Genomic DNA, 19,241 nt, shown 5'->3' with positions numbered 1-19,241 from the left:
TAAAGCATGATCCGGAAAAGTGTGCAGCGGTTTTCCGAAAAGATCATGCTTAAACAACAACCTAAAGCGCGATGACGATTCATCCTAATCGCATCGCGCTTTAGAACTCGGCGTGCAGGCGGCCCGAGAAGATCGAGACCGGGCCGCGGTCGGCGTTATAGGCCGGGTTCGTGATGAACTGGTAATCGAACGTCATCGTCGTCCAGGAATTGAGCTTCCAGGCATAGTAGGCTTCGAGGATGCGTTCCGGACTGTAGTTGAGCCGCCCGTCGCCGATCAGCAGGCCGGTGCCGCCGGCGGCAAGAAAGTCGCGATGCGCGTCGGAAAGCCCGTTGACGGCGCCGCCGATGCCGATCGTATCGTCCGGCCGCCCCCAATGGCTGCCCTTGATCGACAGGCCGCCCGATACGCTGCGGTCGATGTCGGTGAAGGACAGGATCTGGTTCTGGCCGTCATTCCAGCTTGCGCGCGCGAACAGCCCGACGTCCTTGACGATCTGCTGCTCGAGGTTGACGTAGAAGCCGTACTTCGAACGGTCGCGCTGGTTGGCGATCGTGATGTCATTGATGTCGAGCGCAGGGTTGGCAGCGGCGATCGCGACCACCTCGCGGTAGTTGGCGGTATTGCCGCTGTTGTAGAACGTGCCGACCCGCAGCTTGCCGGGTTGGTCGAAGATCGAATGGCGCTCTTCGAGCTCGACGACGGCGCCGCCGGTCTTGAAGACCAGCACGTCGCTGTTGGGCGCATCGGGGACCTGGAACAGCCCGGCGCGCACCGCCCAGTCCTTGCGGTTGAGCTCGACCACGGCGCCACGGGTGTAGCCGGGCAAATCGGCGGGGAAGTCGTAAGCGGCCGACGACCACATCGCCCAGTTCATGAAGTCGGCGCGCGGGTCCTTGGCGTAGGCATTGCCGTCGAAGAAATCGCCGACGGCGAAGCGGCCGACGATCAGAGTAACGCGGTCGACATCACGCTTGCCGGCAAGCTGGTTCGGAGCGTCGGGCACTTCCTCCTGCTCGCCGCCGAGGCCAAAGGTCTGCCTGAGATAGTAGCGTTGCGCGCGGATTTTCGGGAATGGCGCGCCGGCCTTCTGCGCCTCGCCGTTGGAGAAGCCGGCGAGGCCGAGCGTGCCGTTGAGGCCGGAACCCTGCGCCAGTTCGGGATTGAAGTAGAACTCGCCGCCGTCCCACAGCCGCGCGCCGAGGAAGGCCGTGGTCGTCCATGTCGCCTGAAACTGGCCGCCGCCGGGAAGGCTCAGCGGGCTCGCATAGGGCGAGCGGATCGGCCCGTAGCCCTGCGGCAGCATGGTGGTCTGGGCGTGGACGTTCCAGTCGCCGGACTCCGGGAGCTTCGTCCTGCCGTTGACCGGCGCCATCCAGGGCGTGTCGCCGAAATTGTAGTTGAGGCCGAGCTTGAACAGATGGATGCGCGGATCGACGTCGACGTTGGCCATGCCGAAGGTGCCGAGATCGTAGGTCCGGCGCGACAATGCGACGTAATCGTATTCGGCCTTCGCGCTCCAATTGCCGCTGACGGCGAATTCGAGGCCAAGTCCCGCCGTCCATCCGGTCTGGTAGTGGCCGACCGGAGAAAGCTCGGTGACGCCATCGGCGTCGTTGACGTTGATATGCGTGTGACCCCAGGCGAAACCGCCGGTGACGAAGGGCATGAAGCGATCGAAGGCATAGCCCAGACGGCCGCGCACGGTGCCGACATAGTCGATGGTGGTGTTGAACGGAGCCGGTGCGCGCTCGTGCGCGGGAAAATCGAGCGGACTGGTGAACGTGGCGTCCGCTTCGACGCCGAGAACGACGCGGTTCGCAAGCTGGCGGTTGTAGCCGAGCTGGTAGCCGCCGGTGAGGCCGGTGGCGCTGTGCGGCAGGCCCGCGCCCTGCAAGGGCAGCGGGTTGGTGCCCGGTCCGAAGCCGGCGTCGCCATAGCCGAAATGACCGCCCACATAGAACCCGGTCCAGTCATAGACGGTTTTCGCCGCGCGCGCCTTCAGCGGCAGGTCGGCTGCCAAGCTTGCGCACGGCAGTGCCAGTACGCCCGTGGCAATTGCCGCGGCCGTCCGCAAGTACCGTTGTCGGTAACCCCTCAACGTCAAACGCACGCCCCCAAACGCGAATGTCCAACTCGCCGCACGATCCCTGCCGATTCGCAACGGCTTTGTCTCAGGTCTCGCCTGCTCCCGCGCAAGATGATTTCGATCCCGCGTGACCACTTCCTTATTGCAATTAATTCGCAATAGCAACTAGCATGCTGTCGTTGAGAATAGTTGGCACTGCTCTGTGACGGGACTGTTACATGGCAGGGACGTCTGGAATCCGGAGCAGCCGAGCGGATGCTTGGGACCGATCCAAGGCAGGGACGAGCGCGGGAGGCGGCGGAATCGCGTAAATCGACGGTCGGCTGCCGGCTAGCGGAAGCACTTAGCAGCCGTGGCAGATGCCCTTGATCTTCTTGTTGAGCAACGCGTCATCATCGCTGGCCGCACTGCTCTTGTCCTTGGCTGGCGTGTTGGTTTCCGAGCCTGGACTGTTCGTGGCCTTGGTCGCTGGACTGACCGAGCCCCACCGTTGCTGCCAGAGTTTCTCGCCGATCATGGATGACCCCGCCCGGGGGGACAGCCGGGCGGGGTCGGGGGCACGACACGGGGTGGATGAGGCGCCCGTGTCGGACGCAGGAGCCAGGAGAGATCGGCCTCAGATACCCAGATCAGTAGCAGGTACGAACGCGGCCGACGTACTGGCCGAAGGCGTTGTACTGGGCGACCCAGCCGCAGCGGTGATAGCCGTGGTAATAGGGGTCGTTCGTGGCGGCGATCGCGGAGCCGACGACGGCGGCGGTGGCGATGCCGGCGCCGACGCCCCAGACCCAGCCGGGCTGCTTGGCTTCGGCGGAAGAGGTGGTGGACACGATGCTGCCGGTGACGGCGAGGGCAGCGAGAGCTGCGGCGGCAATCCTGGTCTTGATCGACATGTGAAACTCCATCCGGGTTGAGGCGGTCCGTTGTGGCCTGCGTGCCCAGTTGGACGGAGGTTCTTCGCGTCCGGTTCGAAGATCGCAGATGTGGCCGCGAAGACTCGACCTTTCCCGAGTGAATCCAGGAGGATGCCGGCTAGCCGAGGGGGCCCTTGGCGAGCCTGTTCACGTCGAAGTTATCGACTTCACTCAGCAGCTCGCAGAAGGCGCGCGCACCCTGGTCGATCAGCCGCTCGCCCTTCTCGGCCACGGCCAGCGTCGCATTGCCGACCGCGCCGCTGGGGTTGAGATCCTGCGCCTGCCAGGCGAATGGCGCGGGGCGCTGCGTCGAGAGCCAGCGATACTGCTGCTCCATCGCGACGCTGCTCGCAGGGAAATCCGCGATCGCATCCATGCGCACCTGATCGGGATAGCGCGCCAGCATGATCGAGGTCTCGACCGCACCGCCGTGAATGCCGTGGCGCACTTCCTCGGCCGGGAACAATCCGTCCGCGCCGGAGAGCCGCGACCATGACGTCGTCACCACGAAAAGCTTGTGATGCGCGCGCAGATCTTGCGCGACCAGCATCATGGCCGCGCTGTTGCCGCCATGGCTGGTGACGATGACGAGCTTCTTCACGCCGCGGCGTGCAACGTCCTCGCCGATCCCTGTCCATTTCTTCAGCGCAATTTCGGTCGGCAGCGTCTGCGTGCCCGGATAGTCGATATGCTCGGTGGAAATCCCGACCGGTTCAACCGGCAGAAATCCGGCGGGAATGCTCTCAGGCAGCAGCTCGCGCACGCGCGCGAGATAGGCCTCCGCGATCAGTATGTCGGTCGTGAGCGGCAGATGCGGACCGTGCTGCTCGGTCGCCGCCAGCGGCAGCACCGCGATCCAGCGCGACACCTCCGCAGGACTCGCATCGGGCCAGTTGATATCGATCCAGTCGCGGGAGGGCGTCTTCAAGGTTTCTTTGCCCGAATTTGTCACGTAATTTGGAGTATGAGGGGGCGCGGGCCTGGCCGGTTCGCGTCCCCTCATGTCATGCGGTTCTATCGCGTTGCCTTCCCTTGAGCCAGACACGATTGGGCCAGCCACGATCGACGGAGTGCCATCATGACCCCCTCTCATCTGCGGCGAGCGCTAATTGCGGGCTTGCTGGCCGCTTTCGCCTCCCTTGCACCGGCGCGCGCCGAAACGCTCGACAAGGTCACCTTCGGCACCAACTGGGTCGCCGAGGCCGAGCATGGTGGCTTCTTTCAGGCGGTCGCCGACGGCACCTACAGGAAATACGGGCTCGACGTGACCATCGTCCCCGGCGGTCCCAACGAGAACAACCGCATGCTGCTGATTGCCGGCAAGATCGATTTCTTCATGGCCGCGAACACGCTGATGTCGTTCGACGCCGTCGCCAACAACGTCCCCGTCGTGACCATCGCTGCGATCTTCCAGAAGGATCCGCAGGTGATGCTGACGCATCCCGACGCCAAGGTCACGAAGATCGAGGATCTCAAGCCGCTGACGCTGTTCGTCTCCAAGGAGGGCATGGGCAGCTACTTCCAATGGCTGAAGTCCGAATACGGTTTCAACGAGAAGAACGTCCGCCCCTATAATTTCAATCCGCAGCCCTTCATCGCGAACCCGAAGAGCGCCATGCAGGGCTACGTCACCTCCGAGCCGTTCGCGGTCGAGAAGGCCGCCGGCTTCAAGCCCAACGTGCTGCTGCTCGCCGATTACGGCTTCAACACGTATTCGACGCTGATCGAGACACGCCGCGACATCGTCGAGAAGAAGCCCGATCTGGTCCAGCGCTTCGTCGATGCCTCCATGATCGGCTGGTACAATTACATCTACCGCGACAATTCCGCCGGCAATGCCCTGATCAAGCAGCTCAATCCGGAGATGACCGACGATCTGCTCGCCTATTCCGTCGCCAAGATGAAGGAACACGGCATCGTCGATTCCGGCGACAGCTTGAAGAACGGCATCGGCGCGATGAGCGACGAGCGCTACACCTCCTTCTTCAACAAGATGGTGAAGGCCGGCGTCGTGAAGGCGGATCTCGACTTCCGCAAGTCCTATACGCTGCGCTTCATCAACAAGGGCGTCGGCATCGAGCTGCGCCCGAACAAGCCGTAACGGATGTTGAGATCAGGCACTGCGGTGCGGCTGGGGCCTACCCCCTCTCCCCGTCGGGGACAGGGCTATCGCATATTAGATGTAGCCATGGGCACCGACTGTATCCACGGCGTCATGGCCGGGCTTGACCCGGCCATCCACGCCTTTTCACGCAGCACAAAGAACGTGGATGCCCGGGACAAGCCCGGGCATGACGACCTCTGCAAAATTCAAACGCGATTGCCCTGCCGTCGGGGAGAGATGAAGGGGGCCCGAAACACAGCAGCCCGCTCTCAATGGTAGAGCGCAACACCCCGCCCACCGTCGAGGCCAGCCTGACGGCTCTTGCCGTCAGTCTGCGCGGCGTGACGAAAGCCTATGACAACGGCATCACGGCACTCGGCCCGTTCGACCTCACTGTGCGCAAGGGCGAGTTCATCTCGCTGCTCGGCCCGTCCGGCTGCGGCAAGTCGACCGCGCTGCGCATCATCGCCGGGCTCAGTGCGCCGTCATCGGGCACTGTGCGGGTGGCGCGTCACGAGGGCTCGGTGCAGCCCGGCCATGTTCAACCAGGTCATGTTCAACCAGGTCATGGCATCGGCTTCGTGTTTCAGGAGCCGACCCTGATGCCCTGGACCAGCGTCCGCGAGAACGTGCGGCTGCCCTTGAGGCTCGCACGCGTGCCGAAGGCAGACGCGCGCGCGCGTGCCGACGAGGCGCTGGCGAGCGTCGGGCTCGCCGATTTCGCCGATGCCTATCCGCGCGAGCTCTCCGGCGGCATGAAGATGCGGGTATCGCTGGCGCGCGCGCTCGTCACCGACCCCGAGATCCTCCTGATGGACGAGCCGTTTGCAGCCCTCGACGAGATCACGCGCTTCCGCCTCAACAACGATCTGCTCGCCCTGTGGCGCCGCCTTGGCAAGACCGTCATCTTCGTCACCCATTCGGTGTTCGAGTCCGTCTATCTGTCGCAGCGCGTGGTGGTGATGACGGCCCGGCCCGGCCGCATCCAGGCTGACATCCGCATCGAGACGGTCGAGCCGCGCGGGGAGGAGTTTCGGACCTCAGCCGCCTATTCTGATTACTGCCGAAGAGTGTCAGCCGCGCTGGCGCCGTCGTATTCGGGACAGTCGACGCTATGAGCGCGCAAGCGCCCATCACCGCGGGATCGTCCCGCGCGCAGCGCGCGATGCGCTTCGTGCTTCCCGTCATGGTGTTCGCGGCCGGCCTCGTCGCCTGGGAACTCGTGGTCCGCATCAAGGGGATCCCGCCTTACGTGCTGCCGGCGCCGTCCGTCATCGTCCTGACGCTGATCAGGGACTGGGCGGTTCTGTCACAATCGCTCGCCACCACGCTCCTGACCACGCTCGAGGGGTTCCTAGCGGCGAGTATCGGCGGCATCGCGCTGGCGCTGCTGTTCAACCAGTCGAAATGGGTGGAATATTCGCTGTTCCCCTATGCCGTGGTCCTGCAGGTGACGCCTGTCATCGCGATCGCGCCGCTGCTGCTGATCTATCTGGACCAGCAGACCGCGGTCGTGGTCTGCGCCTTCATCGTCGCCTTCTTTCCGGTGCTGTCCAACACCACGCTCGGGCTGAATTCGGTGGATCGCAATCTCGCCGGCCTGTTCCAGCTCTATGGTGCCTCGCCACAGCAGACGCTGCGCTTTCTCAAGCTGCCCGCGGCACTGCCCTACATTCTCGGGGGCCTGCGCATTGCCGGCGGCCTGTCGCTGATCGGCGCGGTCGTGGCCGAGATCGCGGCGGGAACAGCGGGCGCCGGCTCCGGCCTCGCCTACAGAATCGCCGAGTCCAGCTATCGCCTGAACATACCCCGCATGTTCGCGGCGCTGCTTCTGTTGTCGCTGGCCGGGATTGTCATCTATGGGGTGCTGGCGCTAGTTTCCCACCTCGTTTTACGGCGCTGGCATGAGAGCGCGCTTGGAAAGGAAAACTGATGGCTGCCGGTTCGATTTCGTCCGAAAAGATCGACCTCCTGATCTATGGGCCGGTGCGGCCGATCCTCGAGAACGGCTTTTCCGATCATTTCGTCGTGCACAAGGCGGAGACGCGCGGCGATCTCGAGCGCCTGACGCCGGCGGTTCGCGACAGGATCCGCGGCGTCGCCGTGACCTATCACACCGTGCGTGCGGACAGGGATTCGCTGTCACAGCTGCCGAAGCTGGAGATGGTGGCGAGCTTCGGCGTCGGCTACGACCATGTCGACGCCAAATACGCGGCCGAGAACAATATCGTCGTCACCAATACGCCCGACGTGCTGACCGAGGAGGTCGCCGACGTCGCGATGGGTCTTCTGATCGCGACCTTGCGCGAGTTCGTCAAGGCCGACCGTTACGTCCGCTCCGGCCTCTGGCAGACGCAGAACTATCCGCTCAGCGTCGGCTCGCTGCGCGACCGCAAGGTCGGCATCGTCGGCATGGGCCGGATCGGCCAGGCCATCGCGCGCCGGCTCGACGCCTCGCTGGTGCCGGTGGTGTACCACTCGCGCAATCCGTCCAAGGACGTCTCCTACAAGCACTACCCTGACCTGCTCGAGATGGCGAAGGCGGTGGACACGCTGATGGTGATCGTGCCCGGAGGCGCCGCCACGAACAAGATGATCAATGAAGAGGTGCTGAAGGCGCTCGGTCCGCGCGGCGTGCTGGTCAACGTGGCGCGCGGCTCGGTGGTGGACGAGCCGGCGCTGATCCAGGCGCTGAAATCCGGCACCATCCTCGCCGCCGGCCTCGACGTGTTCGCGGCCGAGCCGAACGTGCCGGACGAGCTCAAGACCATGCAGAACGTCGTGCTGCTGCCGCATATCGGTTCGGCCTCGGTGGTGACGCGCAACGCGATGGACCAGCTCGTGGTCGACAATCTCAAGGCCTGGTTTGCCGGCAAGGCGCCGCTGACGCCGGTTGCGGAAACGCCGGTCAAGGGGCGCTGATGAGAGCTCTTCGGGTCGTTGCATCCGCCGTCGCGGCCTCCTTGGCCGCGATCGGCGCCGTAGCGGCCTCCCTGGCCGCGATCGGCCTTGCGCATGCACAGGATGCGACGAGCCTGAAGAAGCAGATGCCCGGCCAGTGGGAGCTCTCGACCACCGAGCGCAGCAAGACCTGCGTCGTCACGCTCAAGAGCGACGCGGCGGCGCAGGGCTTCAAGCTGGAGCTGGAGCCGGCCTGCAAGACCGCGCTGCCCTTCACGAAAGATATCGTCGCCTGGAACGTCAGGGGCCTCGACATCGTCCGCTTGCAGGACGCGACCGGGGAAGCCGTGATCGACTTCACCGAGGTCGAGGCCGGCATCTTCGAGGGCCTGCGCCAGGGCGAGGGCGTCTATATCCTGCAGGATCTCGCGGCCGCGCGTTCGATGGCCAAGTCGATGGACCAGATGATCGGCGACTGGTCGATGGTGCGCGGCAACGGCCAGCCGGTCTGCGGGCTGACGCTGACCAACACCGAAGCGGACTCGGACAATTTCCAGGTCTTCCTCAAGCCGAAATGCGACGCGACGATCGCGCAGTTCAACCCGACGCAATGGCGCCTCGAACGCGGCCAGATCATCCTGATGTCGAAATCAGGCGAGGCCTGGCAGTTCGAGGCCGACGACCACGCGCAGTGGCGGCGCGTCCCCGACACCGCCGATCCCCTGATCATGCTGCGTCAGTAGGCGCGGGCAGGCCGCGAGCTCTCCGGCCTTCCCCCGCAAGCGCAGGGCAATCGCTTATAAAGACTTACAAGAGGTCGTCATGCCCGGGCTTGTCCCGGGCATCCACGTTCTTTGTGCCGTGTAGCCAGGCGTGGATGGCCGGGACAGGCCCGGCCATGACGCTGTGGAAACTGTCGACGTCCCTCGCGCCTCATCCGTGTTCTACGTCGTCACCCTCGGTGGCGGTGCGGTGCCTTGCGACCATTTCTCCATCTTGCCGAGCACGCCCCAGACGGCGAGCGCGAGCGAGATCGGCATCGCGAACTGGCTGATGCCGGGCACGGCGGTCACGATCGTTCCGAGCAGTCCGGCGAGGCCGCCGGCGTTGGGGCTCGCCGTCACCGACGAGAGCAGCGCGGTGAGCAGCGAGCCGCCGATGCCGAGCGCGGTCTTCTTGCCGTCGAGCAGCTTGCCGACGGTCTCGCCGAGCGCGCCGTTGACCTGGCCCAGCATGGGCTTGCCTCTGCTCGTGTTGAGGAGAGTGCTGAGCAGGTCGACGACCTGCTTCAGCTGATCGACCGGGGCGGGGTTCGCTGGGGCGACCGGTCCCGGCACGGGCGCCGTCCGGTTGATGAGCGAGAAAAGCCGCTCGAACAGGCTGATCGGGTCATTCGTGGCAGGCGAGGTCCTGCTCGGCACGGTCGCCGGCAGCGTCGTGCCGCCGGCTGGCGGTCGCAGCAATTGCGCGAGGTCCTCCAGCCGCTTCAGGATCTGCGACAGGTCGACCGCCTGCACCGGGCCTCCAGGCTGCGTCGCGCGCGTGATCGCGGCGACCGTGGCCGCATCGAGAAGCCCGGTATCCCTCAGGCCGTTCTGTTCCTGAAACTGCGAGACGGCGGCCCTCGTCTTTGGTCCGCTGATGCCGTCCTCGGCGAGCGGCGGATTGGCACCGAGCTTGTTGAGCGCCTGCTGCATGAGAATGACCGTCGAGGCCACGTCGTCCTCGGGCTCGCCGCGGCCGGCGAATTGCGGGTTGCCGTCGAGCGTGATCGAGGAGTCGAGTGACACCATCGCATGCAGGATCACCGCCGTGCCGAGCTGCGAATCGACGTGATCGGAGTCGAACACATGGTCGCGAACGAATTTTCCCGCCCTTGCCTCCGGCGGGCCGTACAGCGTCGAGCCGCCATAGAGATAGGGCGAGTTGACGCCCTTGGCGTGATAGCCGAAGCCGTTGAACGCCTCGAGCCGGAACATCATCCGCGCGATGCTCCAATCGTTCGCGCCAATGAAGTTCTGGATTCTGAACGCGTCCACGGCGCCGTCCACGAACGTGGCAAAGGGGCCGCGCCCTTTCGGAACGAGCTTCGTCACGCGATGAAGCGACTCGCCGTTGCCGAGATACGTGTCGAAATCAAAGTTGGACTCGCGGTAGTGGCAAAGCGCGGTGAAGAACCAGGGGACGCCCGTCAACCGCTCGATCTGCTGATACGTCGCCTTGCCGTTGAGGGCCTTGCGGGCGACTGCATTCGCCTCGGCCAGGCGTCCGGCCCGGATCTCGAGACCGGCCCAATTCCGCTCATACTCGTTTTTCAATCTTTCGAATGAGATCATTTTCCGCTCCCGCAAATGACTGAATGATCGACTCTCCGTGCAAGCCAAAGTGAACCAGGTGCCGTGATCAGCGTGACTCCAGCGTGATCTCCCGAAATCTGGCAGGTCGCCGGCCCAGCGCATGTGAAATGGCTTACAGCTTCGGCGGGAAATCATTGGTAGAACCGGGAGCGTGCGACCACCATTCGGGGGGAACCGGCTCGGCCCTCCACCCGTTAGCGATGAGACGGTCCGGCAAGGGAATCCTGCATGGCCAAGCGCGTCCTCGCGATCGGCATCGAACCCGGCAATGCGGACTACAGCGCGTTTCCGCAGATCACGCCGGAGCTCGTGCGCGGCCATATCGAGGCGCAGCTGTTGCGCCTGCGCGATCTCGGCTTTGAGGTCACGAGCTGCCTGATCGATCTCGACGCGACAGCCGAAGCCGGCGTCACGGCGGCGCTGCAGGACGAGAGTTTCGACTGCATCGTCATCGGCGCCGGCCTGCGTGAGCCGAAGGAGCGCCTGCTGCTGTTCGAGAAGGTGCTCAACCTCGTCCATCGCATGGCGCCGAACGCCGCGATCTGCTTCTACACCACGCCTGCCGACACCGCGGAGGCGGTGCAGCGCTGGGTCGAGCCGTGAAGTCAATCCGCTTTAGGAATAACCCCGCCCGTGCGGCAATCCGTCGAAAACATGGGGAAAGACTATTGAGGCGAGAGCGAGGATAACGGCAGCCCAAAAGGCAGCGTGCTCAACGTAAGTCCAGTACTCGGCCTTCATTTTCCTACACCAGGCGGGTCCGATGGACGAATCCCAGAATTTTTTATAGCTGCTAAAGCCGGGAATGCTGCTAGCAATAATACCTCCAGCGCCGCCCGCTATGCACACCAACACAGCGGAGCACAGGAGAAGTACGGGGCTGAAACGGATTGGGGCTTTGTCACTCGCCGCGAATAGCGCACCAAAAATCGTTGCTATGGTGGTGTACAGCCCGATGTGAAACTTCGTATAGTCAAACAAGAGCTTTAATTGCTCAAACTCGATATTCGCATCGTGAGGTTCCCCATCCGTGTCCACGGTTGCCTCCAGATCATGAGTCGAGTTGCCACTGATTCCGTCGACTGAACCCATCACGTTCGCCTCCGCGTCATGAAAGATCGCTAGATCAACCGCATCCCCCGCAGGCTGGCGTGCCCGTTCTTGCCGACGATGATGTGGTCGTGCACGGAAATGCCGAGCGGCTTGGCGATGTCGATGATCGCCTTCGTCATCTGGATGTCGGCTTGCGATGGCGAGGGATCACCCGAGGGGTGATTGTGCACCAGGATCAGCGCGGTCGCGGAGAGTTCGAGCGCGCGCTTGATCACCTCGCGCGGATAGACCGGGGTGTGGTCGACCGTGCCGGTCTGCTGCACCTCGTCGGCGATCAGCTGGTTGCGCTTGTCGAGGAAGAGCAGGCGGAATTGCTCCTTCTCGGCAAACGCCATGCTGGTCCGGCAATAGTCGATCACCTCGTTCCAGGACGACAGTGCATTGCGGCTGTTGACCCCGCCCTTGGCGACGCGATGCGCCGCTGCGGCGATCAGCTTCAGCTGGTTGATCGCGGACTCGCCGATACCGTCGACCTCGCGCAGCCGCGCCACCGGGGCATGGACAACCTCGGCGAACGAGCCGAACGTCTTGATCAGGATTTTCGCCAGCGGCTTGGTGTCCCGCCGCGGCAGCGCCGGAAACAGCGCCATCTCGAGCAGCTCGTAGTCGCTGAGCGCATCCGCGCCCGCGCTGTAGAAGCGTTCGCGCAGCCGCTCGCGATGGCCGTGATAGTGCGGCACGTCCTCAGGCTTGCTCTTGTCGTGGTCGGACTTGGCGGGCATCGGCCGCCAGCATTGCCCTGTCGGAGGAATTTTTCAATCGGCAATTGTAATCGCTTCAAGGCTTCCGCATGGGTGCAGTCACCGCTATGACCCCAATGACGATGAGCAACATTCCGGCCAGCATCGACCAGGTGAAGCTCTCGCCAAGGAGCGTGGTCCCGAGCGCCACGGCGAAGCCCGCGCGCAGATAGCTGCCGCTCGTCGTGCCGAGCGGGCCCAGTGTGCGGATCAGGTGGAAATAGATCACCATTGCGAGCGCGGTGCAGACGATGGCAAGGCCGAGCACGGCTGCGATCGCCTGGCTCGTCGGTGCCAGCGTCCAGGGCCGGTCGAGGACGGTGGCGATGGGCAGCATCAGGGCGGCGGCGCAGCTCATCGCGCCGGCTGCCGTGACGACCGCGGGAAGCCCCGCGAACCGCTGCCCCCAGATCGGTGCGAGCGCATAGCAGAAGCTCGCAGCCAGGACGGCGGCCTGCGCCAGCGGCGCGGTGGCGCCGATCCCTGAGAACGCGTCAACCCCCATGGTCAGGGCGACGCCCGCGAGGCCCAGCGCAACACCGATGATCTTGCGGCCGCTGATCGTCTCTCGTCCGCGCCCGGTCAACATCGCGATCGCAAGCACGAACATCGGCGGGGTCGCGTTGAGCACGCCGGCGAGACCGCTGGTGATGTGCGTCTCGCCCCAACTGATCAGGGTGAAGGGCAGCGCGCTTTGCAGCAGCCCTTGCACGACGAAAGCCGCCCACACCGGCCCTTGGCGCGGCAGGGCGTGCCCCTGCGCGAGAGCGATCATGATCAAGAGAACAGCGGCGATCGTCACCCGTACGGCGACCATGGTGAAGGGCGGAATCGTCGGGATCGCGACCTTGATCAGCGTGAACGAGCTGCCCCAGATCAGGGACAGCAGCAGCAGCAGCCCGATCTCGAATGCGAGACGGGTTTGCCCTGACGACGTCTGTTGCGCCTGTATGCTCATGCGATCTGCTCCGGGATCCGTCGACACCATGATCGGGAACGGCGATGCAGGCTGGCTGAATTCGGACCTCATCGCCCGGTCGAGTCCGAATTCAGCTACTCGGTGTCGCGCCTTGAAACTATAGTTTCGGCATGACGACAGGCTCTTCGCATCGGCAAACGCTGCCACCGCATCTCGATTGGGAAACCTGCGACCGGGCGCGGCTCGCACGGGCGCGCGCCTTCGACGGCCTGTTCTTCTCCGGCGTCCGTTCGACGCGCATCTATTGCCGGCCGGTGTGTCCGGTTCGGCCGGCCCGCTCCGAGAATGTCACCTTCTATGCGACCGCGGCGGCCGCCGAGCGGGCCGGCTTTCGCCCGTGCCTGCGCTGCCGGCCGGAAGCCGCGCCGGGCTCTCCGGCCTGGATGGGGACGGCCACGACCGTTGCGCGCGGCATGCGGCTGATCCACGACGGTTTTCTGGATCGGGCGTCCATGACGGATCTCGCGGACGCGCTTGGCGTCGGACCGCGCCATCTCCTGCGTCTTTTCATGCGCCATGCCGGGGCGAGCCCCAGCGAGATTGCGGCAACGCGGCGCGTGCAGGAAGCCAAGCGTCTGATCGACCGGACTGACATGACGTTGGCGGAGATCGCCTTCGCCGCGGGCTTCGGCAGCGTTCGGCGATTCAACGATGCGCTTATCGCGACCTACAAGAGGACGCCATCATCCTTCCGCCGCCGGTAGGGGCGCGATGAGTCTTGGTTGAATCGATGCTAGCGCGGGCAGAGGCATCGCGACACACTCCGGTGTCGTCCCGGACAAGCGTAAGCGCAGATCCGGGACCCATATCCTCAGGAGAAAATTGTTCGAGCGAGCTGACAACCACGAGTTTTCGCCAAATCCAATCCTGTGGCTATGGGTCCCGGATCTGCGCGCGCTTAAGAGCGCGCTTGTCCGGGACGACAGCGGAGGGACGGGAACGGCCACCACCCTGGCGCGCGGCATGCGCTTGATCAATGATATCGCAACAGCGCCAGGGGAATTCTGGCGATCGGAATCACCCGATCTGCTTCTCGCCGTGCCGCTCCGACAGCGTGAAGATCTCGACGCCATCAGCGGTGACGCCGACCGAGTGCTCGAACTGCGCCGACAGCGAGCGGTCGCGGGTGACCGCGGTCCAGCCGTCGGAGAGAATCTTCACGTGCGGCTTGCCGAGATTGATCATCGGCTCGATGGTGAAGAACATGCCGGGCTTGAGCTGAACGCCTTCGCCGGGCCGGCCGACATGGATGATGTTCGGCTCGTCGTGGAACATGCGCCCGAGGCCATGGCCGCAGAAATCGCGCACCACGCTCATGCCCTGCGGCTCCACGAAACTCTGGATGGCGTGGCCGATGTCGCCGGTGGTTGCGCCGGGCTTCACGGCGGCGATGCCGCGCATCATCGCTTCATAGGTGACCTCGATCAGCCGCTCGGCCTTGCGCGCGATCGGGCCGATCGCATACATCCGGCTGGAATCGCCATACCAGCCGTCGACGATGAAGGTGACGTCGATGTTGACGATGTCGCCTTCCTTCAGCGGACGGTCGCCCGGCATGCCGTGGCAGACCACGTGGTTGAGCGAGGTGCAGGTCGAGTAGCGGTAGCCGCGATACATCAGCGTCGCCGGATAGGCGCCATGGCTGAAGGCGAAGTCGCGGACGAATTCGTCGATCCTCGATGTCGGCACGCCCGGCCCGACGATGTCGGTGAGCTCGTCGAGGCATTTTGCCACCAGCGCGCCCGCCTTGCGCATGCCGGCAAAGGCGCTCGGCCCATGCAGCTTGATCTGTCCGGTCTTGCGCAGGGAGGTCTCGGTGGCTTCGACGTAGCTCATGCGGATGCGGTCTTCCTCGATGTCGGTGGAAAGGCTTGATTTCAGGCCCCAATTTAATGATTGGCGGCCTTCATGCAAGCCGAGCCTACCGGCCCCGGCCCGAAAGCGTCCTAATTCGGGACTTCCACGGTGGTTTCCACCGGCAGGGCGCCGCCGCGGATGCGGATTTCGCGGACCGGATAGGGAACCCGGATGCCCTCGCGCTTGAACGCCTCCCACAGCTCCAGCATCACGTCGCTCTTGACCTTGTCCATGCCGTCGGGGTCGGCGATCCAGAAGGTCAGCGAGAACTTCATGCCGGCTTCCGCGAACTCGGTCAGGATGCAGGTCGGCGGCTTGCCCTTCTGCGCGCGCGGATGGGCGGCGGCGGTCTCGGCGGCGAGCGTGCAGACGAGGCGCGGGTCGGCATCGTAATTGGTGCCGAAGGCGATCTTCACCAGCGTGTTCTTGTCGGTATAGGTCCAGTTGACGACCTTCTGCGTCACCAGATCCTCGTTCGGCACCAGGAATTCGCGGCCGTCGCCGGCGGCGACGGAAATATAGCGCGTCTTCATCGCGCTGATGCGACCGGTATTGTCGCCGATGGTGACGAGATCGCCGGGCTTCACTGATTTGTCGGCGAGCAGGATGATGCCCGAGATGAAATTGGCCACGATCTTCTGCAGGCCGATACCGATGCCGACGCCGACCGCGCCGGAGAACACCGCGAGCGCCGACAGGTCGATCCCGACGGCGCCGAGCGCGATCACGATCGCGACGGTGAGTAGCCCGATACGGATGATCTTGACCAGCAGCACCTGCACCGACGGCGTTAGGTCGGTGGTCGCGTTGATCCGGCTCTCGGCAAAATTGCTCGCGATGTTGGTGGCCCAGAGTGCGATGAGGAGGAGCGCGCCGGCCTTGAGGGCCAGCAGCGGGGTCAGCCTGAGGCCGCCGAGCACGATTGCGAAGGAATCGAGCGCGTCGACCGTCGCGTCGAGCTGGCCGAGGATGGAGAGCGCAGCGACGAACCACGCCGCGATCGACACCAGCTTGACGATGAAGGCGTTGCGCAGCACCGAGGTCACGAGCCGGATCACGAGCCAGGCGAAGGCCAGCTTGGCTGCGACCATCAGGAGATAGCTGCGGCTCGGCCAGGTCGCGTGGTACATCACCACGCGCGAGATGATCACGAGCAGCGTGAACACCGCCGTCGACACGCTGGAGACCATCACCCGGACGAAATGCCGGAGCGGCAGCGGCAAGCGCATCGCCAGCGAGGTCATGTCGATGCGGCTGCGAATCGTGGTTTCCGCGGCATAGGCGATGCCGGCGGCCGCCAGGATGAGACCGAATTGCAGGTAGAACCAGGGTGAGGAGATTTCCGCCCCGACGCTGCGTGCGGTCGTCTGCACGAACTCCATGAAGTCTTTGAGGTCCATGTCCATCGGTCTCGTCGGCAAGCGGGGGAGGAATTGATTCGAGGGAGCCGCAGAATCCCACAAGGGGCGCGGCCGGACCATCGATACACCGTCAAGTGAAGCGCGTTAAGGCCGCAAAATGCGGGCAGATTGCCGCGAACCGCAGAAAATAGGTTGGCGCGCGAGTCCGCCGACGATAAGGATGCAGGAGCAGGATGATTGTTGGTTGAACAGGTCTGTCGGCAAGCGCGCTCGTCGCCTCTCCCCGCTTGCGGGGAGAGGCCGGATCGCATCGTCAGATGCGATCCGGGTGAGGGGGACTCTCCGCGAGTCCATCCGTCACCACCCCCGTGGAGAGTCCCCCTCACCCCAACCCTCTCCCCGCAGGCGAGGCGAGGGGGCGCGCAGCCGCTGCCTCCCTGACCGATATCGTGTCCGTTTCCCGGAGTAACCGCAGCACCCGCATGGCCTCTCTCGACTCCGTCAGTCTCGCCATATTGCTCGGCGCCGTTCTCGTCATGGCCGGCATCCTCTCCAGCCTGCTTGCGCTGCGCTTCGGTGCGCCGCTGCTGCTGGTGTTCCTTGTCATCGGCATGCTCGCCGGCGATTCCGGCCCCGGCCAGCTCCAGTTCGACGACGTCCGCACCACCTATCTGGTCGGCTCCGTCGCGCTCGCCCTGATTCTGTTCGACGGCGGCCTGCGGACGCGCTTTGCCAGCATCCGCACTGTGCTCGCCCCGTCCGTGATGCTCGCGACCGTCGGCGTGCTGCTGACCGCGCTTGTCACGGCGCCGTTCGCCAAATACGCGCTCGATCTCAACTGGTCGGAATCGCTGCTGGTCGGCGCCGTGGTGGCCTCGACCGATGCGGCCGCGGTGTTTCTGCTGGTGCACACCCAGGGCCTGCGCCTGCGCCCGCGCGTCGGCGCGACGCTGGAGGCGGAATCCGGCACCAACGACCCGTTCGCGATCTTCCTCACGCTCATGCTGGTGGAATACATCTCGGTCGGCTCGAGCTCGCCCGGCCATGTGCTGGTGGAGTTCATTCAGGAGGCGGTCCTGGGCGCCATCGTCGGTGTCATCGGCGGACGCCTGGTCGTGATCGCCCTCAACAAGGTGGCGTTGCCGCAGGGCCTGCATGCCCCGTTCGTGACCACAGCTGCGCTCGTGATCTTCGGCGGTTCGCAGATCATGCACGCCTCCGGCTTCCTCGCGGTTTATCTCGCCGGCATCATCATCGGCAATCGGCCGACGCGCGCGCATAATTCGGTGGTGACGTTCCTCGATGCCGCGACGTGGCTGGCGCAGATCGTGATGTTCGTGCTGCTCGGCCTCTTGGTCTCGCCGAGCCGGCTCGGCACCAGCGTGCTGCCGGCCGTCGCCGTCGCGCTCGTGCTGATGCTGGTGGCGCGGCCGCTCGCGGTGTTCGTGTGCCTTTCTCCGTTCCGCTTCAACTGGCGCGAGAAGATCTTCATCGCCTGGACCGGCCTGCGCGGCGCGGTCGCGATCTTCCTGGCCTCGATCCCGATGCTGGTCGGGCTCTCCAAGGCCTATCTCTATTTCGACGTCGCCTTCGTCGTCGTCATCATCTCGCTCCTGCTGCAGGGCTGGACGCTGGCACCCGCGGCACGCAAGCTGCACGTGGCGCTGCCGCGCGCCGAGCGCGGCCCGCGGCGCGTCGAACTGGATCTGCCCGGCCAGCTCGAGCAGCAGCTGGTCGGCTATCCGGTGCGGCCCAAGAGCCTGTACTTCCGCCGCGGCCTGATCCCGTCCTGGTCCAAGCCGACGCTCGTCATCCGCAACGAGAACATCCTGACGCCGGCGGAAGCCGACCCGATCGCGCCCGGCGACTACATCTATCTGCTGGCCCCGCCGGAAAAGGCCGAGTCGCTCGACCGCTTCTTCGTCGACATGCAGCCGAGCACGGCGCCGGATCCGCATCTGCTCGGCGACTTCATGGTCTCCGGCGACCACACGCTTGCCGAGCTCGCCGAGATCTACGGCGTCAAGGTCGGTGAAGACGAAGGCAAGCTGACCTTGGCCGACTATTTCGACGTCCATCTCGACCGCGCGCCGAAGGAGGGCGCCGAGCTCGCGCTGGACGAAATCGTTCTTGTCGCGCGCTCGATCTCGGGCGGTCGCGTCAATCTCGTCGGCTTGCGTCTGCCGGAAGAAGACGAGACGCCCGAGCCGCTGACGCGCGCGCAGGCGCTGCGGAAGAAACTTGCGGAGCTGTGGACCTCGGTGGCGGGGGTCTAGCCTCCTCTCGTCATTCCGGGGCGCGCGTCGGCGCGAACCCGGAATCCATTTATCCTTTGAACGAGCGGCGAGATGGATTCCGGGCTCGCCCTTCGGGCGCCCCGGAATGACATGATGGGGCAACCGCCACCAAATCGCCGCAACCGCTGAAGATTCGCGCAGCCTCGTGACCGTGGAACCCGGAACGCTCCGCGGCGCCGCTCGTTTTTCGCGTGACAGTCAACGTCTTTGACAGGAGCAGTTCCATGCGCAAGTTCATCTTGCCCGCCATCGTCGCCATCGGTCTCGGCGCAGCGACGCCGGCGATGGCCTATGACACCGGCGATCAGATCTCGATGCAGGTCGCGCTCGATGTCGCGAGCGATCTCGGTGTTGTGACGGTCTCGCACACGAACTTCCTTGGCGATGAATGGGAGATCGAGGGGCGCGACCGCGCCGGTCGCTGGATGCAGGTCGACGTCGATGCCCGAACGGGCGAGGTTCGCAATGTCGACCGCGGCTGGTAGCTGAAAAGGAGCACTGTGGCCCGGATGGAGCCCAGCAGCGAAAT

The 19,241-nt window shown here is 64.7% G+C and carries 19 protein-coding genes; 9 read left to right on the top strand and 10 right to left on the bottom strand.

What is annotated here, in order from left to right:
• Nucleotides 1-100: 100 nt before the first annotated feature.
• From IVB23_RS18475 to IVB23_RS18460, 4 genes are all read right to left on the bottom strand, one after another.
• A complete protein-coding gene (locus IVB23_RS18475) occupies nucleotides 101-2,023 on the bottom strand; it encodes a carbohydrate porin (protein WP_247804569.1) in 1,923 nt (640 codons plus the stop codon).
• 409 nt (nucleotides 2,024-2,432) lie between these two features.
• A complete protein-coding gene (locus IVB23_RS18470) occupies nucleotides 2,433-2,606 on the bottom strand; it encodes a hypothetical protein (protein ID WP_247804567.1) in 174 nt (57 codons plus the stop codon).
• A 112-nt stretch (nucleotides 2,607-2,718) separates the two neighbouring features.
• Complete coding sequence (locus IVB23_RS18465; protein WP_165936273.1) at nucleotides 2,719-2,982, bottom strand: hypothetical protein; 264 nt, start codon at nucleotides 2,980-2,982, stop codon at nucleotides 2,719-2,721.
• 139 nt (nucleotides 2,983-3,121) lie between these two features.
• A complete protein-coding gene (locus tag IVB23_RS18460; protein WP_247804565.1) occupies nucleotides 3,122-3,931 on the bottom strand; it encodes a creatininase family protein in 810 nt (269 codons plus the stop codon).
• A 150-nt stretch (nucleotides 3,932-4,081) separates the two neighbouring features.
• On the opposite strand from IVB23_RS18460, the gene IVB23_RS18455 reads away from it, so the two are divergent.
• The 5 genes from IVB23_RS18455 (at nucleotide 4,082) to IVB23_RS18435 (ending at nucleotide 8,751) form a co-directional block, all read left to right on the top strand.
• Nucleotides 4,082-5,104, top strand: a complete 1,023-nt coding sequence (locus IVB23_RS18455; RefSeq protein WP_247804564.1) for an ABC transporter substrate-binding protein — start codon at nucleotides 4,082-4,084, stop codon at nucleotides 5,102-5,104.
• Between the two features lie 275 nt (nucleotides 5,105-5,379).
• Entirely contained in the window at nucleotides 5,380-6,225 is an 846-nt protein-coding gene (locus tag IVB23_RS18450) for an ABC transporter ATP-binding protein (RefSeq protein WP_247804563.1), read from the top strand.
• Nucleotides 6,222-7,040: an ABC transporter permease gene (locus IVB23_RS18445; RefSeq protein ID WP_247804561.1), complete on the top strand. Its 819-nt coding sequence runs from the start codon at nucleotides 6,222-6,224 to the stop codon at nucleotides 7,038-7,040. Before IVB23_RS18450 ends, IVB23_RS18445 begins: the two co-directional genes overlap by 4 nt.
• Nucleotides 7,040-8,029, top strand: a complete 990-nt coding sequence (locus IVB23_RS18440) for a 2-hydroxyacid dehydrogenase (RefSeq protein WP_197969030.1) — start codon at nucleotides 7,040-7,042, stop codon at nucleotides 8,027-8,029. The genes IVB23_RS18445 and IVB23_RS18440 overlap by 1 nt, the downstream gene beginning before the upstream one ends.
• Entirely contained in the window at nucleotides 8,029-8,751 is a 723-nt protein-coding gene (locus IVB23_RS18435) for an AprI/Inh family metalloprotease inhibitor (RefSeq protein WP_061882540.1), read from the top strand. The genes IVB23_RS18440 and IVB23_RS18435 overlap by 1 nt, the downstream gene beginning before the upstream one ends.
• Nucleotides 8,752-8,952: 201 nt before the next feature.
• On the opposite strand, the gene IVB23_RS18430 is transcribed toward IVB23_RS18435, so the two are convergent.
• Nucleotides 8,953-10,344, bottom strand: coding sequence for a peptidoglycan-binding protein (locus tag IVB23_RS18430; RefSeq protein WP_247804560.1), 1,392 nt, complete (start codon nucleotides 10,342-10,344; stop codon nucleotides 8,953-8,955).
• Between the two features lie 249 nt (nucleotides 10,345-10,593).
• Between IVB23_RS18430 and IVB23_RS18425 the strand changes: the two genes are divergently transcribed.
• Nucleotides 10,594-10,968: a hypothetical protein gene (locus IVB23_RS18425; RefSeq protein ID WP_247804558.1), complete on the top strand. Its 375-nt coding sequence runs from the start codon at nucleotides 10,594-10,596 to the stop codon at nucleotides 10,966-10,968.
• A 12-nt stretch (nucleotides 10,969-10,980) separates the two neighbouring features.
• Here the strand turns inward: IVB23_RS18425 and IVB23_RS18420 are convergent, their stop codons facing one another.
• From IVB23_RS18420 to IVB23_RS18410, 3 genes are read right to left on the bottom strand one after another with little or no spacing between them, the layout of a single operon-like run.
• Nucleotides 10,981-11,457, bottom strand: a complete 477-nt coding sequence (locus IVB23_RS18420; RefSeq protein ID WP_061882537.1) for a hypothetical protein — start codon at nucleotides 11,455-11,457, stop codon at nucleotides 10,981-10,983.
• Between the two features lie 29 nt (nucleotides 11,458-11,486).
• A complete protein-coding gene (gene radC / locus IVB23_RS18415; RefSeq protein ID WP_061882536.1) occupies nucleotides 11,487-12,200 on the bottom strand; it encodes a DNA repair protein RadC in 714 nt (237 codons plus the stop codon).
• Between the two features lie 55 nt (nucleotides 12,201-12,255).
• The gene (locus IVB23_RS18410) at nucleotides 12,256-13,176 is read right to left on the bottom strand and encodes an EamA family transporter (RefSeq protein ID WP_061882710.1); all 921 of its coding nucleotides are present in this window, start codon (nucleotides 13,174-13,176) and stop codon (nucleotides 12,256-12,258) included.
• Between the two features lie 131 nt (nucleotides 13,177-13,307).
• Between IVB23_RS18410 and IVB23_RS18405 the strand changes: the two genes are divergently transcribed.
• On the top strand, nucleotides 13,308-13,901 hold the full coding sequence (locus tag IVB23_RS18405) for an Ada metal-binding domain-containing protein (protein ID WP_247804556.1): 594 nt from the start codon (nucleotides 13,308-13,310) through the stop codon (nucleotides 13,899-13,901).
• Between the two features lie 313 nt (nucleotides 13,902-14,214).
• Here IVB23_RS18405 and map read toward each other — a convergent pair whose 3' ends face one another.
• Together map and IVB23_RS18395 are read right to left on the bottom strand one after the other, a co-directional pair.
• Nucleotides 14,215-15,033, bottom strand: coding sequence for a type I methionyl aminopeptidase (gene map, locus IVB23_RS18400; RefSeq protein ID WP_061882709.1), 819 nt, complete (start codon nucleotides 15,031-15,033; stop codon nucleotides 14,215-14,217).
• Between the two features lie 110 nt (nucleotides 15,034-15,143).
• Nucleotides 15,144-16,460, bottom strand: coding sequence for a mechanosensitive ion channel domain-containing protein (locus tag IVB23_RS18395; protein ID WP_247804554.1), 1,317 nt, complete (start codon nucleotides 16,458-16,460; stop codon nucleotides 15,144-15,146).
• Nucleotides 16,461-16,897: 437 nt separating this feature from the next.
• Here IVB23_RS18395 and IVB23_RS18390 point away from each other — a divergent pair, with 437 nt between their 5' ends.
• Nucleotides 16,898-18,691, top strand: coding sequence for a potassium/proton antiporter (locus IVB23_RS18390; RefSeq protein ID WP_061882533.1), 1,794 nt, complete (start codon nucleotides 16,898-16,900; stop codon nucleotides 18,689-18,691).
• Nucleotides 18,692-18,936: 245 nt separating this feature from the next.
• Nucleotides 18,937-19,197 carry a PepSY domain-containing protein gene (locus IVB23_RS18385; protein ID WP_061882532.1) on the top strand — a complete coding sequence of 87 codons (261 nt, stop codon included), beginning with the start codon at nucleotides 18,937-18,939 and terminating at the stop codon, nucleotides 19,195-19,197.
• Nucleotides 19,198-19,241: the final 44 nt, after the last annotated feature.

Source organism: Bradyrhizobium sp. 191 (assembly GCF_023100985.1).
Taxonomy (GTDB): domain Bacteria; phylum Pseudomonadota; class Alphaproteobacteria; order Rhizobiales; family Xanthobacteraceae; genus Bradyrhizobium; species Bradyrhizobium diversitatis.
This window is presented reverse-complemented; position numbering and strand designations above follow the sequence as displayed.

Excerpts from the sequence above, each read along its gene's own strand:
- IVB23_RS18445 (WP_247804561.1), top strand. The coding sequence starts at position 6,222 with ATGAGCGCGCAAGCGCCCATCACCGCGGGATCGTCCCGCGCGCAGCGC.
- radC (WP_061882536.1), bottom strand. The coding sequence starts at position 12,200 with ATGCCCGCCAAGTCCGACCACGACAAGAGCAAGCCTGAGGACGTGCCG.
- IVB23_RS18450 (WP_247804563.1), top strand. The coding sequence starts at position 5,380 with ATGGTAGAGCGCAACACCCCGCCCACCGTCGAGGCCAGCCTGACGGCT.
- IVB23_RS18435 (WP_061882540.1), top strand. The coding sequence starts at position 8,029 with ATGAGAGCTCTTCGGGTCGTTGCATCCGCCGTCGCGGCCTCCTTGGCC.
- IVB23_RS18385 (WP_061882532.1), top strand. The coding sequence starts at position 18,937 with ATGCGCAAGTTCATCTTGCCCGCCATCGTCGCCATCGGTCTCGGCGCA.
- IVB23_RS18465 (WP_165936273.1), bottom strand. The coding sequence starts at position 2,982 with ATGTCGATCAAGACCAGGATTGCCGCCGCAGCTCTCGCTGCCCTCGCC.
- IVB23_RS18455 (WP_247804564.1), top strand. The coding sequence starts at position 4,082 with ATGACCCCCTCTCATCTGCGGCGAGCGCTAATTGCGGGCTTGCTGGCC.
- IVB23_RS18430 (WP_247804560.1), bottom strand. The coding sequence starts at position 10,344 with ATGATCTCATTCGAAAGATTGAAAAACGAGTATGAGCGGAATTGGGCC.
- IVB23_RS18410 (WP_061882710.1), bottom strand. The coding sequence starts at position 13,176 with ATGAGCATACAGGCGCAACAGACGTCGTCAGGGCAAACCCGTCTCGCA.
- IVB23_RS18420 (WP_061882537.1), bottom strand. The coding sequence starts at position 11,457 with ATGGGTTCAGTCGACGGAATCAGTGGCAACTCGACTCATGATCTGGAG.
- map (WP_061882709.1), bottom strand. The coding sequence starts at position 15,033 with ATGAGCTACGTCGAAGCCACCGAGACCTCCCTGCGCAAGACCGGACAG.
- IVB23_RS18440 (WP_197969030.1), top strand. The coding sequence starts at position 7,040 with ATGGCTGCCGGTTCGATTTCGTCCGAAAAGATCGACCTCCTGATCTAT.
- IVB23_RS18395 (WP_247804554.1), bottom strand. The coding sequence starts at position 16,460 with ATGGACATGGACCTCAAAGACTTCATGGAGTTCGTGCAGACGACCGCA.
- IVB23_RS18405 (WP_247804556.1), top strand. The coding sequence starts at position 13,308 with ATGACGACAGGCTCTTCGCATCGGCAAACGCTGCCACCGCATCTCGAT.
- IVB23_RS18425 (WP_247804558.1), top strand. The coding sequence starts at position 10,594 with ATGGCCAAGCGCGTCCTCGCGATCGGCATCGAACCCGGCAATGCGGAC.
- IVB23_RS18470 (WP_247804567.1), bottom strand. The coding sequence starts at position 2,606 with ATGATCGGCGAGAAACTCTGGCAGCAACGGTGGGGCTCGGTCAGTCCA.
- IVB23_RS18390 (WP_061882533.1), top strand. The coding sequence starts at position 16,898 with ATGGCCTCTCTCGACTCCGTCAGTCTCGCCATATTGCTCGGCGCCGTT.